This window comes from Halomonas sp. KX33721, from assembly GCF_001596805.1.
GTDB lineage: Bacteria > Pseudomonadota > Gammaproteobacteria > Pseudomonadales > Halomonadaceae > Vreelandella > Vreelandella aquamarina.
Window position 1 is genome coordinate 41,461 of sequence record NZ_LVIA01000022.1, and the last position, 13,559, is coordinate 55,019.

Here is a 13,559-nt window from a genome sequence, read left to right on the forward strand (position 1 = left end):
ATCAATAACAGCCTTGCTAGTGAGTGGTTCGCCCTTAGAACCATACCTCGGTTTGTACGCCGAAGGTGAACTCACCGCCAGTAAAGCCATCGCTGCCAAGTAGTGAATTCCCACCGTAACTGTTCAGGCTCTCATCCCAGTCGCTATAGGAGTGAACAGACGAATTTCAGGACGCTTCCAGAACCCGCCAACTTCCGGCTTGAAGGTCGGGGCGATGGTGAACTTCATGTAGTCGCCATCGACAGCGTTGCGGTCGCTGTAGCCCTGCGGTTTGAAATCCATCCACTGGTAGCTGGCTTCGTACTGCATTTCAAAGTTCTGGTTAATCTCGTTCGCCAGACGAACGTTCAGGGTCGCCCAGTCGTAGCTGTCACCGCTAGCAAAACGGTCATCGCTGGTTTCCGCCAGAATGGCGGGAGCAATGCGCCACTTCGGAGCAACATAGGTTGTACCGTAAACGGCCAGACGCGTCGTGGAGGCATCGTCGGTTAGATCACCATTGCTACCGAGCTCCTTCACTTCGGCACCCAAGCCTTGGCCATGCAGAACCGCCGCTTTGAAGTTACCTTCACCCAAGCCGAAGAAGCTGTCGCCGTGTTAGGCCACCATGGTATGAAAGCCATTCTCGGCTGCTTCCTGCCCAGCGCCAATATTACGGGTGTCGTTATCGGCGGCGGACATGCCGTTAACCATCCACTGCCAATTACCGAAGTAATTGTTGGAGGTCAGGATCAAGTTATCGGTATCGTCTTTGAGGCCTGGGTTTTCGCTACTAACCACATCAAAGTCGGCGAAACTGCGTCCATAGATTGATAGGTTAGAGGTCCAGTTATCGGCTAGTTGCATATCATAGATACCGCCACCGGTACCGGCGAGGAAGACTACATCGCTATCGAACCAGTGGATGTCGAAGTTATCCCGGTCGAAGCGCTTACCCGCCCAGATGGAGGCATTTTCGAAGGCCCCGGTGAAGCTGGGCAGGTCGCTGAACTCGGCATAGGCCTGACGGACGTTGAGCTGGGACTCATCTCCCGTCCAGTCGTTGCTGGTATTGACACTGTCCGCAATCATCGTGGTGTAGCGGGCTTTTGCACCGTTATCAAACTGCATCCGGTAGTTCAGGATGGCTTCAGAGTAGGTGTCCGGCTCGTTACCCAAACGCCCCACTGCGCCGCCATTACCACCGGCGGGCGTTAGGTACGGGCCGCCCGGTGCGCTTTTGCCATCTTCACCGATCAACAGGCCAGAACGAGCATACACGTTGAACGAGAAGCCCTCTTCGCCGCTGGCCTGGCGTTCGACGCGGGCCAGGCGCTCTTCGATATCGGCATCGGTAGTTGCCGCTGCTGGCGCGCTTGAAGCAGGCGCAGCACCGCGCCCCTGCTCAGCTAACTCCGCGCGGCGCTCGGCAGCCTCAGCCCGCTGCTCGGCGGCCGCAATGCGCGCTTCTAGCTCGGCAAAGCGCTCTTCCATCGTCGTGTCGGCGTTGGCAACACCGCAAAGTCCGAGGCTGGCAGTGGCAACGGCGATGGCTAATGGTGTCTTGAATGTCATTTTGTGCATTGTTTTAAATCCTATTTTTGTTCTGATCGTGACGCTGGCTCCAGGCACCGCCTTCCCTTGAATAATGTTGCAAAGCAACTTCTATTTTGAGCCGAAGAGCGACAGCCACTAAAACTTAATCGATTAAGAGCTAGTAAACCAACAAGCTTTTACTAATTATCGACCAATGTCTAAAGCACTATTTATCTTAGAGAAACCGAATTGAAATAGATTAGACAAAAGTCTCTATTGAACTTCACGACGACAGACGGCTAACTGGCAGCGTACTTAATCGTTTAAGTAGGCGCTACAAGCGCTCTGATCCCCCATCACCCACAACAATAAACGCCGAGGAACGCCGTAATGAAAAAGACACTACTCACTTCAGCTATCGCTTTGGCCAGTCTTGCCAGTGCCACCGGGTCTGCCCAAGCGGCCGAACTGACGATCTCCTGTGGTGCGGTTGGCGCAGAGTTGACCCTTTGCCAAGAAGGCGTACGCGCTTGGGAAGAGAAAACCGGCCACAGCGTCGATGTGGTTTCAACGCCCAACTCGTCCACCGAGCGCCTATCTCTCTATCAACAAATTCTCTCCGCCAACTCCAGCGATATCGACGTCATGCAAATCGACGTGGTGTGGCCCGGCCTGTTGGCCAATCACCTGCTCGATCTTCGCGAGGTATTGGGCGACAACGCAGCCGACGGCCACTTCGAAACGATCGTGGTCAACAACACCATCGATGACCGGCTGGTCGCCATGCCCTGGTTTACCGATGCAGGCGTGCTTTACTACCGGGAAGACCTGCTGGAAAAGCACGGTCATGACGTTCCGACCACCTGGCAGGCACTCACCGACACTGCGCGCGATATTCAAAACGCCGAGCGTGAAGCGGGCAACGACCGTATGCAAGGCTTCGTATTCCAAGGGCGCGCCTATGAAGGGCTGACCGTCAACGCCTTGGAATGGGTCGCCAGCTTTGGCGGCGGTACCGTGGTCGATAACGACGGCGAAGTGACCATCAACAACGAGCGCGCTGCCCAAGCGTTGGATCTCGCTGCCTCTTGGATCGGTGACATCTCCCCGGAAGGCGTGCTGAACTACACCGAAGAAGAAGCACGGGGTGTTTTCCAGGGCGGCAATGCCGTCTTCATGCGCAACTGGCCCTACGCGTGGTCACTGGCCCAGAGTGACGATAGCGACGTACGCGGCAAAGTAGGCGTCGTGCAGCTGCCTGCTGGCGGTGAAGAGGGCCAAAGCGCTGCGGGCCTGGGCGGCTGGAACCTGGCCGTGTCGCGCTACAGCGAGCATCCTGACATTGCGGCGGATTTGGTGGCTTACCTGACCGGTGAAGAAGAGCAGAAACGTCGCGCCATTCAGGCGTCCTACAACCCCACCATCGATGCGCTCTACCAGGACCAGGAAGTACTGGAAGCGGTGCCCTTCTTCGGCACGCTCTACGACACCTTCACGAGTGCGGTTGCCCGCCCCTCTGCACCTACCGGCGGTGCCTATGGCCGGGTCAGCAACGCCTTCTTTAGCACCTCTCATGACGTGCTGTCCGGCACCAAAGATGGCGCTCAAGCCGTCGCTGACCTTGAAGGCGAATTGCTGCGCCTGAAGCGTCGCAACTGGTAAACGCGGAGACACCTATGTCGAGCTCTTCTCACCACTCTCACCAAAACGCGCCCCTCGGGGCGCGTTCCGCCACGCCAGCGCGGCGGCAACGGGGTACCAAGGTCCGCCGCCAACGCGTCAAGGCGGCGTGGCTGTTCTTAGCCCCCATGCTGATTGCCCTCACGCTGGTGGCGGGCTGGCCGTTACTTCGCACCTTCTTTCTCAGCTTTACCGATGCGTCGCTGTCCGATTTAGGCGCCGCAAACCTGATTGGCTTTGAAAACTATCTGGTTTACGACAACGGCCGCTGGTTTGGCGTGCTAGCCGACCCGGTATGGTGGCAGTCCGTGTGGAACACGGTCTACTTCTCGGTCGTTTCCGTTTCGCTGGAAGTAGTGTTTGGCGTCATCGTGGCGCTGATTCTGAACGCAGAATTTAAAGGCCGTGTGATTGTTCGTGCGGCGGTCCTCATCCCTTGGGCCATCCCCACCATTGTCTCAGCCCAGATGTGGGCGTGGATGCTGAATGATCAGTTCGGCATCATCAACCACCTGCTGATGGTGGTTGGCATTATTGATAATCCCATCGCCTGGACAGCCAGCGCCACCTACTCCATGTGGGCGGTCATTATGGTTGACGTTTGGAAGACCATTCCTTTCGTCGCGCTGCTGGTGTTAGCCGCGCTGCAGATGCTGCCTAAAGATTGCTATGAAGCTGCTGAGGTGGATGGCATTCACCCCGTGCGCGTGTTCTTCAAGGTTACGCTGCCACTGATCACACCCGCGCTGATGGTGGCGGTAATCTTCCGCCTGCTGGATGCCCTGCGGGTCTTCGACGTGATCTATGTATTGACCTCCAACTCCACCAGCACGATGTCGATGTCGGTGTATGCGCGCCAGCAGCTCGTCGAATTCCAGGACGTCGGCTATGGCAGTGCGGCCTCTACGCTGCTGTTCCTGATCATCGCGCTGGCCACCGTGGCTTATCTCTACCTTGGCCGCAAACAGATTCAATTGGGAGGTGACTGATGAACAGCCGCCAGTTCGCCAAAATTGCTAAACGCGTTGGTTTTTGGGCACTGATTGCCGTCATTATGGTGTATGCAGTGTTCCCGTTTTACTACGCGGTGATCACCTCGCTCAAACCCTCTAGCGACCTGTTCCGCGTGGAGCTATGGCCCTCGAACTGGAACCTGGACAACTACGCGCAAATCTTTAGCCAATCGAGCTTTGTGCGAGCGATTTTCAACTCCATCATCGTCGCCTTTAGCGTAGTGTTTATCGCCCTGCTGCTGGGTATCACCGCCTCTTATGCGCTTGGGCGGGTACGCTTTCGGGGCCGTTCGACGGTGCTGCTGGTCATTCTGGGCGTTTCGATGTTCCCTCAAGTGGCCGTGCTCTCTGGGCTGTTCGAGGTAATTCGCGCGCTGAATCTATATAACAACCCCGCAGGCCTGATCCTCAGTTACACCATCTTTACGCTGCCCTTCACGGTGTGGGTGCTCACCACCTTTATGAAGCAGCTGCCCATGGAGCTGGAAGAGGCGGCGATCATGGATGGCGCCACGCCCTGGGTGACCATCACCAAGGTATTTCTGCCGCTGATGTGGCCGGCCATGGCCACCACCGGGCTGCTGGCGTTTATCGCCGCCTGGAACGAATTTCTATTCGCCCTGACCTTCACCCTCACCGATGCCCAACGCACGGTGCCGGTAGCTATCGCGCTACTGTCCGGCGGTAGCGCTTACGAACTGCCCTGGGGGCCGATTATGGCCGCCTCCGTTGTGGTAACCGTGCCGCTGGTGATTTTGGTCATTATTTTCCAGCGCCGCATTGTTTCCGGCCTAACGGCGGGTGCCGTGAAGGGCTAAGCCCCTGCGCAATAACGCCTCTATGAATTCGCTGATAAACCTCAGCAACCGTTTTTAAGGAACACAGTAATGCAAGACAACATGATGTGGTGGCGCGGCGGTGTAATCTATCAAATTTACCCGCGCAGCTTTTTAGATAGCCGTGGCGACGGCGTAGGCGATCTGAACGGCATCACCGAAAAGCTGGATTACGTGGCTTCCCTCAACGTGGACGGCATCTGGCTATCGCCCTTTTTCACCTCGCCGATGCTCGACTTTGGCTATGACGTGAGTGACTACCGCGACGTAGACCCGATGTTCGGCACCCTGGACGACTTCAAGGCGCTGCTGGAAAAAGCTCACTCGCTGGGCTTGAAAGTGATGATCGATCAGGTGATCAGCCATACCTCCGATCAGCACCCCTGGTTCCAGGAGAGCCGCCAGGATCGCACCAATCCTAAAGCCGACTGGTTCGTATGGGCCGACCCGAAACTCGACGGCACGCCGCCCAACAACTGGCTGTCGATTTTTGGCGGCTCGGCGTGGACCTTCGACTCCCGGCGCCAGCAGTACTATCTGCACAACTTCCTGACCAGCCAGCCGGACGTCAACTTCCACAACCCGGAAGCGCGTCAGGCACAGCTCGACAACATGCGTTTCTGGCTGGATTTGGGTGTCGACGGTTTCCGCTTGGATACGGTCAACTTCTACTTCCACGATGCCGAGCTGCGGGACAACCCGCCGGTGACCAAAGGCGAAGCCAAAACCCTGGGCGCCCCGGAAGCCAACCCCTATACCTGGCAGCGCCATGTCTACGACCTCAGCCGCCCGGAAAACCTGGACTTCCTCAAAGACCTCCGTGCGCTGATGGATGAGTACCCCGGCACCACCACCGTAGGTGAAATTGGCGACGATAACCCGCTAGAGCGCATGGCCGAGTACACCGCCGGTGGCGATAAGCTGCACATGGCGTACACCTTCGACCTGCTCAACATGCCCCACTCCGCGAGCTACCTGCGCGAAGTGATTGAACGCTTCCAGCGCTTAGCAGGCGACGCTTGGCCCTGCTGGGCAACCTCCAACCACGATGTGGTGCGTAGCGCGACTCGCTGGGGGGCTGACGAAGACCCCAACGCCTACCCGAAAGTGATGCTGGCCATGCTGTTCTCACTGCGCGGCAGTGTGTGCCTGTACCAAGGCGAAGAGCTGGGCCTGCCGGAAGCGGACGTGCCCTTCGAGCGCATTCAAGACCCCTACGGCAAAGTGCTGTGGCCTGAGTTTAAAGGCCGCGACGGCTGCCGCACGCCCATGCCGTGGACCGACGGCGAACAGGGCGGCTTCTCTCCGGTGGAACCGTGGCTGCCCATGGAAGCTCGTCACTTGGATTTGGCGGTGAGCCGCCAGCAGGATGACCCCAACGCCACGCTCAACACCGTACGCGCCCTGCTAGCGTTCCGCCGCAGCCAACCGGCCATGTTCGATGGCGACTTGGCACTGGTAGACGTTGGCGAGGAGCTACTTGGCTTTACCCGTCAAAAAGGCGACGAGACCCTGCTGTGCGTGTTCAACCTGACCGGGCAAGAGCAGCAAACCACCCTGCCTGTGGAGGTCGCCAGCGACTTGCCGGTCGCCCACTTTACCGCCACGCGAGACGGCAGCACGCTCACGCTGCCCGCGTACCAAGCCGCCTTTATGCAGGTTGCCTAAACGCCGCCCATAACAGTTAATAACGATAGCCGACCCGCTCCGATCGAGGTCGGCAAGGAGTTACCATGGCAAGTGTTACGCTTGAAAAGGTCAATAAGGTATTTGGCCGCGATCACATCATCAAAGACGTTGATCTTTCCATTGGCGACGGTGAGTTTGTCGTATTTGTTGGCCCCTCCGGCTGCGGTAAATCCACGCTGCTGCGCTTAATCGCCGGTCTTGAATCAATCACCGATGGCGACCTGAATATTGGCGGCACCGTGGTCAACGACTTACCGCCTCGTGAACGCGGCGTAGGCATGGTGTTTCAGTCCTACGCGCTCTACCCGCACATGACCGTTTACGACAATATGGCGTTTGGTCTTAAGCTGGCCAACACCGCCAAAGAGACCGTTCACGAGCGGGTGATGAGCACGGCAAAAATCCTGCAGTTGGAAGAGCTTTTACACCGTAAGCCCAAAGCCCTCTCTGGCGGCCAGCGCCAGCGGGTGGCGATGGGCCGTGCCATGGCGCGGGAGCCGCGCATTCTGCTGTTTGACGAGCCGCTCTCCAACCTGGATGCCTCGCTGCGGGTGCAGATGCGTAACGAGATCGCCCGCCTGCACAACCGTCTCGGCTCTACCATGATTTACGTCACCCACGATCAGGTCGAAGCCATGACCCTGGCGGATAAAATCGTGGTGCTAAACCGCGGTCATATCGAGCAAGTGGGCAGCCCTCACGAGCTGTACCAGCGTCCGGCCACCAAGTTCGTCGCCGGCTTTATTGGCTCGCCCACCATGAACTTTATGCCCGCCGAGCTACTGAGCGGCACCGCCGACGGCTGCCGAGTGAAAGCGGCGGGAGTGGGAGAAGTATCATTGCCCCAAGCGGGCGACGCTTACTCGAAAGGCACCTCGCTCACACTTGGCGTGCGCCCCGAGCACCTTCGCCTGGAAGCGCCTCAGGGCGATAACTGCTTTGATATCGTCAACGTTGAATACCTGGGTAACGAAGTCTACGTGTATCTGGAGCCGAAAGAGGGCTCTACCTTGCTGATCCATCGCAGCGAAGCGCCCAGCCAGTGGCAAGAGGGCCAGCAGGTATCGCTGGTACCGGATACCGAGCATGTACATCTGTTCGACGAAAGCGGGGCCGCGTTAATCCTCTCTGCTACACGCACAGCAGCTTAAATACTGCTAGAAAGCCCCATCACGGCCTTGGCTGGGTGAAACGTCTTCCCAAAGAGTGTAGTCGTCACACCATCAAGGCCGTTATTCTTGTGCACTACAAGTTAATAATTAGCCTGCGCTGTATATGTGTCAGGCACGCACCCTCTCCGCTAACGTTCTTCACCTGTTTAGGAAGCACCGTGACCGCCCCTCGCCGAATGACCCTAAAGGATCTTGCGCTCGAACTCGGCGTCTCAACCGCGACGATTTCCAACGCCTTTAACCGACCCGACCAGCTCTCCCCGCTACTGCGCGACCGCATTCTTAAGGAAGCTAAGCGGCTGGGGTATAGTGGACCCGACGCCAAAGCACGCAGCCTGCGCACCGGACGCTCCAGCATCGTGGCGGTGATTCTGGCCGAAAGCCTGACTTACAGCCTGAACGATGCCGTGGCCAGTGAGTTTCTCTCTGGCGTGGCTGAAGTGCTGGATGCCCACGGCCATACCATGCTGTTATTACCGGGCCGAGGCCATGCTTCCCAGCCACCCGGCTCGGCTAATATCGCCGATGGATTTATCGTTTACGGGCTGATGCCCAACAATAAACTGCTGAACGAACTGTCCTCTCAACGCCCTTTGGTGTCGGTAGACTTCGATATCGACGGCAGCCCTACCGTGCACATCGATGATCGTGATGCCAGCTACGCGATGGCAACCCATGCGCTTAAGCAGCGCCCTCTTCGGCCTGCCATTATCAACCTGCGTTTAACTAAAGAGCACTGCAATGGCCGGGTGACCAAAGAGCACACGATGCTGCCCGACAGCAGCACGATAAGCCGTGCGCGCCTGGCCGGTTTTCATGCCGCGCTCACTGAGCATGGCTTTGATACCGAACAGGTTCCGCTGTGGAATATTGAAGAGAACGTGTTTGACGTGTGCTCGCCGGTGATTACCGAGATCATCGATCTGCCCGCTGAGCAGCGTCCAGATCTACTACTATGCATGTCAGACCGAATTGCACTCACTGCGCTAACGCTAGCAGAGCAGCGAGGCATTCACGTCCCAGGGGAGTTACGAATTACCGGCTTTGACGGCATTGCCGAAGGGCAGTACCGGGCGCCACGTTTAACCACCGTACGCCAGGACAGCGCAGGTAAAGGACGTGTGGCAGCCAAAATGATTTTAGGCCGAATACCAAAAACCCAGCAGCTGCTCAAAACCGAGCTGCTGCTGGGCGATACCTGCCCTTAAAGATCAAACAGGAGTTATTTGGCGGTTTTCTGCATGGCGATGGCGGTATCCAACATACGGTTGGAGAAGCCCCACTCGTTGTCGTACCACGCCATGATCTTCACCAGACGACCATTAACGCGAGTATGGTTAGCGTCAAAGGTAGACGAGTGCGCATCGTGATTGAAGTCGATAGACACCAGCGGCTGGGCGTTGACGGCCAAGACCGGGGAGTTTGCGGCGGCTTTCTCGACAATCGCGTTGATCTCTTCTTTGGTGGTATCACGACCCGCAGTAAAGGTTAGATCCACCAGAGAAACGTTGATCACCGGCACGCGCACGGCCAGGCCATCGAACTTACCCGCTAGCTCCGGCAGTACCAAACCCACGGCTGCCGCCGCGCCGGTTTTGGTCGGAATCATGGAGTGGGTGGCACTACGCGCACGGTAGGGGTCGGAGTGATACACATCCGACAGGTTCTGGTCGTTGGTGTAAGCGTGAACGGTAGTCATCAGGCCGTTTTCGATACCGACTGCATCGTTCAGCGCTTTAGCGACCGGAGCCAAGCAGTTGGTGGTGCAGGAAGCATTTGATACCACGGTGTGCTCGGCGGTCAAAATGTCGTCATTCACACCGTAAACGATAGTGGCATCCGCATCCGGGCTAGGCGCAGAAATCAGTACGCGCTTTGCGCCTGCAGCAATATGCTTGGCCGCCGCTTCGCGCTTGGTAAACAGACCGGTACACTCCATGACGAGGTCAATATTCATAGAGGCCCAGGGCAGGTTGGCCGGATCGCGCTCAGAAGAGATCACAATACGATCCCCATCCACGCTGATGCTCTCTGCATCGTGCTCGACCGCAAATGGGAAATGGCCGTGAACGGTATCGTGGCGCAGCAGATGGGAGTTTAGGGAAGGGTCGCCCAGATCGTTAATCGCAACCACCTGAACGCGATCACGGTAGCCATTTTCGTACAGCGCACGCAGTACGTTACGGCCAATCCGTCCAAATCCGTTAATGGCAACTCTTATTGTCATGGTAGCACCTCAATCAAGCAGTGGTCGTAGATGGCGTATCCAGTAAAAAAATTACTAAAAATACGTATTTAGTCACCTATAGGCCGATTAAAACCTGCCATAACCGCCCCTAAAGGCTAATAACTATCCAATATGTAGTAAAATTACTATATAAAGGCTATCGTAGTCCAATACTTAATCAACGATTCATCAGCCCTTTTTATAGTCTATGTTCAGCCCACGCTGCTCATTAGGAGTACCACTATGACACGCGCAACGTCCCCAACCCCCCTTCGTCGTACCAAAATCGTCGCCACGCTTGGCCCAGCCAGTGACCGCCCCGGGGTGTTGGAAGCCATGCTAAAAGCGGGCGTTGACGTGGTGCGGCTGAATTTCTCCCACGGCTCTGCTGATGATCATCGCCGCCGCCTCACCGAAGTACGCGAGATTGCTCAGCGCTTAGGCCGCAGCGTAGCGGCACTGGGCGACTTGCAAGGCCCTAAAATTCGCATTTCCCGCTTCAAAGAAGGCGCTATCCACTTAGACATCGGCCAAGCGTTTGTGCTCGATATGGCCATGGATGCTAATAGCGGCACCACCGAACGGGTTGGCTGCGACTACAAAGCGCTGGTAGATGACGTTTCACCCGGCGACCGCCTGCTGCTGGATGACGGCCGCGTCGTGCTGAACGTCACGTCTATCGTTGGGCAAGAAGTTCACACCCGAGTTCACGTGGGTGGCAAACTGTCCAACAATAAAGGCATCAACAAGCAAGGCGGCGGCCTTTCCGCCCCAGCGCTGACCGATAAGGATAAAGAAGACCTGAAAACCGCCATCGAGATTGGTGTGGATTACCTCGCCGTTTCGTTCCCACGCAGCGCCGCCGACATGCAGGAAGCGCGTGCTCTACTGGGCGACGAGGGCAAAGAGATCGGGCTGGTGGCGAAATTGGAGCGTGCCGAGGCCGTTGCCAACGACGAAACTCTAGACGCCATCATCGAAGCGTCAGAAGCAGTCATGGTCGCTCGTGGCGACCTGGGCGTAGAGATTGGCGATGAGGCGCTGATCGGCACGCAAAAGCGCATTATCAAGCATGCCCGTTCGCTGAATCGCGCGGTGATCACCGCCACCCAAATGATGGAGTCGATGATAGAGTCGCCGCTGCCTACGCGTGCCGAAGTGTTCGACGTGGCCAATGCCGTGCTGGATGCCACCGATGCGGTGATGCTCTCTGCGGAAACGGCGGCAGGCGACTACCCGGTGGAAACCATTGAAGCCATGGACCGCGTCTGCCTGGGTGCCGAGCGGGAGCGCATTGCTCAAGCCTCCGGCCACCGCATCCATGAAGGCTTCGAGCGGATCGATGAAACCATCGCACTCTCCGCTATGTACGCCGCCAACCATCTGACCGGCGTACGCGCCATTGCCTGCATGACCTCCACCGGCTACACGCCGCTGATTGCCTCGCGCATTCGGTCGGGCCTGCCAATCGTAGGCTTGGCCCATAGCCCCATCGCCCAGCGGCGCATGGCGCTTTACCGCGGCGTGGTCTCGCTTCCATTCGATACCACGCACATGGAGCCGACCGAAGTGAACCAGGAAGCCATCAAGCTGCTGAAGGCCCATGGATTGGCACGCCCAGGCGAGCATGTCATTCTTACTCGCGGCGACCACATGAATGCCCACGGCGGCACCAACACCATGAAAGTACTGGCCGTTGACGCCGAGTAACTAACCGCCTCGCCGCACTATCAATAATAAGCGAATGACCAGGAGAGCCATGCCATGAACGATGCCCGCCCACCCCGCCAAGCCGTGCGCACGCTGCAACCGCGCAAGCGTATTGCGCTGATTGCCCACGATGGCAAAAAAACCGAGATGCTGGAGTGGGCGACGCGCTGGCAAGACACACTCAGCCAGCACACGCTGATTGGCACAGGCACTACCGCCGGGCGGCTGAAAACCGCCCTGGGGCTAGAAGTGGAAGGCTTAATGAGCGGGCCGCTAGGCGGCGACCAGCAGATCGGGGCGCGTATCGCCGAGCAGCAGCTCGACGTGCTGATCTTCTTTTGGGACCCCTTTGCACCGCAGCCCCACGACCCGGACGTGAAAGCGCTGCTGCGTTTAGCGGCGCTATGGAACGTGCCGGTAGCGTGTAATGCGGCAAGTGCCGACTTTCTGCTCTCCTCGCCCTACTTGGCCGAACGCTACGATATGTCGATTCCAGACGCGAATGCCTGGGCAAAGGCCCGCACGGTATAATAGGCACGCACGGTATAGCCGCGCGCACCTCTTACTTAGCGAGTACGCAGGTGGCGTGCCACCACCTGCTGCCCGCATTGGTAGCTTCCATTCATCGCGCCCAGCGCGCACTGAAGCGTCAGCTCGGCGATGCGGTCATAATCCTGCAGCGCCGAATTAACCGGCTGGGGCAGAAAATCTAACAGGCGGTGGTCACCAAAAGTGGCTAACCGCAGCGTCTCTGGCAGCCCGCCCTGGGCAAGCAGTTCATCAAACACACCTTCCATCAGCGCGTAGGAGGCCGTGACCAGCGCATCTACCTCGCCTGCAGCAAAGAGCTGTTGCGCCAGTTCAACGCCCACATCCCGCTCGTAGCGCCCACCGCTAAAGGTAACGGCTTCAACCCCCGTCCCTTCCAGCGCGGCAAAAAAGCCCGCACGCCGCTCACGACTCACCGAGAGTTCGGGCATGGCATCCAACCAGGCAATGCGCCGTGTTGAACTCGTCATCACCGAGCGCGTCAGCGCGTAAGCCGCCTTTTGGTCATTGCTCACCACGCTGGCAAAACGCTCGGGGGTCAGGCCACGGTCCATCCCAACGACGCTCCAGCCTTCGTCGGCCAAATCCGTATAAAAGGTGTCGTTTTCCGGCAGGCAGCTGGCGGTAATCAGCACCTCACAGCGCTGGGCACGCAGCGCCAAGGCCAGCGTGCGCTCACTATCCGCGCAGTCATCGGAACTCACCACCAACAGCTGGTAGCCGCGCTCGCGAGCACCGCGTTCCAGGCGTTTGGCGAGGCGCGCGTAGCTGATGTTTTCCAAATCCGGCACGATCAAACCGATCAACCGGCTAGCGCCCCGGCGCAGCGCGGCTGCCTGGGGGTCAATGTGATAGCGGTGCTGACGCACCACAGCCATCACTTTATCGATGGTAGCTGAACTAATGCGCCGCTGTTCAGCCTGGCCGTTGATTACATAGCTTGCCGTGGTGCGCGAAACCCCGGCGAGCCGGGCAATATCGGCAAGTGTCATGCTGGTTTCTCCCTAAATGAAGACGGCAGTTTAGCAGCCGTTTTACCCTCTTCAGACAAAAGTCTAAAGAAACAACCCTTGTGCCAAAAAGTGAATCGATTCAGCATAGCCAACTAACCACAGGTGACACGATTCATCCAGCTAACCTTAACGATCTACGACTAACGTTTTATGCG

10 protein-coding genes and 1 pseudogene are annotated in these 13,559 nt (G+C 57.7%); 8 read left to right on the top strand and 3 right to left on the bottom strand.

Features of this window, described 5'->3' with window-relative positions; all coding sequences use genetic code 11:
* Positions 1–34: 34 nt before the first annotated feature.
* Positions 35–1,563 (bottom strand): annotated as a pseudogene (locus A3220_RS09400) (carbohydrate porin).
* Between the two features lie 342 nt (positions 1,564–1,905).
* On the opposite strand from A3220_RS09400, the gene A3220_RS09405 reads away from it, so the two are divergent.
* From A3220_RS09405 to A3220_RS09430, 6 genes are all read left to right on the top strand, one after another.
* A complete protein-coding gene (locus A3220_RS09405; RefSeq protein ID WP_062374548.1) occupies positions 1,906–3,177 on the top strand; it encodes an ABC transporter substrate-binding protein in 1,272 nt (423 codons plus the stop codon).
* Between the two features lie 14 nt (positions 3,178–3,191).
* Positions 3,192–4,184 (top strand): sugar ABC transporter permease, encoded by a 993-nt coding sequence (locus tag A3220_RS09410; RefSeq protein ID WP_062374551.1) that lies wholly within the window; start codon positions 3,192–3,194, stop codon positions 4,182–4,184.
* Positions 4,184–5,026 (top strand): carbohydrate ABC transporter permease, encoded by an 843-nt coding sequence (locus tag A3220_RS09415; RefSeq protein ID WP_062374552.1) that lies wholly within the window; start codon positions 4,184–4,186, stop codon positions 5,024–5,026. The genes A3220_RS09410 and A3220_RS09415 overlap by 1 nt, the downstream gene beginning before the upstream one ends.
* Before the next feature lie 69 nt (positions 5,027–5,095).
* A complete protein-coding gene (locus tag A3220_RS09420; protein ID WP_062374554.1) occupies positions 5,096–6,712 on the top strand; it encodes an alpha-glucosidase family protein in 1,617 nt (538 codons plus the stop codon).
* 65 nt (positions 6,713–6,777) lie between these two features.
* Complete coding sequence (gene ugpC / locus A3220_RS09425; protein WP_062374555.1) at positions 6,778–7,884, top strand: sn-glycerol-3-phosphate ABC transporter ATP-binding protein UgpC; 1,107 nt, start codon at positions 6,778–6,780, stop codon at positions 7,882–7,884.
* Positions 7,885–8,063: 179 nt separating this feature from the next.
* Positions 8,064–9,113, top strand: a complete 1,050-nt coding sequence (locus A3220_RS09430) for a LacI family DNA-binding transcriptional regulator (RefSeq protein ID WP_228168883.1) — start codon at positions 8,064–8,066, stop codon at positions 9,111–9,113.
* A gap of 14 nt (positions 9,114–9,127) precedes the next feature.
* Here A3220_RS09430 and gap read toward each other — a convergent pair whose 3' ends face one another.
* Positions 9,128–10,132, bottom strand: coding sequence for a type I glyceraldehyde-3-phosphate dehydrogenase (gene gap / locus A3220_RS09435; protein ID WP_044629385.1), 1,005 nt, complete (start codon positions 10,130–10,132; stop codon positions 9,128–9,130).
* A 243-nt stretch (positions 10,133–10,375) separates the two neighbouring features.
* On the opposite strand from gap, the gene pyk reads away from it, so the two are divergent.
* Together pyk and A3220_RS09445 are read left to right on the top strand one after the other, a co-directional pair.
* Positions 10,376–11,842, top strand: a complete 1,467-nt coding sequence (pyk, locus tag A3220_RS09440; protein WP_062374557.1) for a pyruvate kinase — start codon at positions 10,376–10,378, stop codon at positions 11,840–11,842.
* Positions 11,843–11,896: 54 nt separating this feature from the next.
* Positions 11,897–12,373 carry a methylglyoxal synthase gene (locus A3220_RS09445; RefSeq protein WP_062374559.1) on the top strand — a complete coding sequence of 159 codons (477 nt, stop codon included), beginning with the start codon at positions 11,897–11,899 and terminating at the stop codon, positions 12,371–12,373.
* A 35-nt stretch (positions 12,374–12,408) separates the two neighbouring features.
* On the opposite strand, the gene cra is transcribed toward A3220_RS09445, so the two are convergent.
* Complete coding sequence (gene cra / locus A3220_RS09450; protein ID WP_062374562.1) at positions 12,409–13,383, bottom strand: catabolite repressor/activator; 975 nt, start codon at positions 13,381–13,383, stop codon at positions 12,409–12,411.
* Positions 13,384–13,559 lie beyond the last annotated feature (176 nt).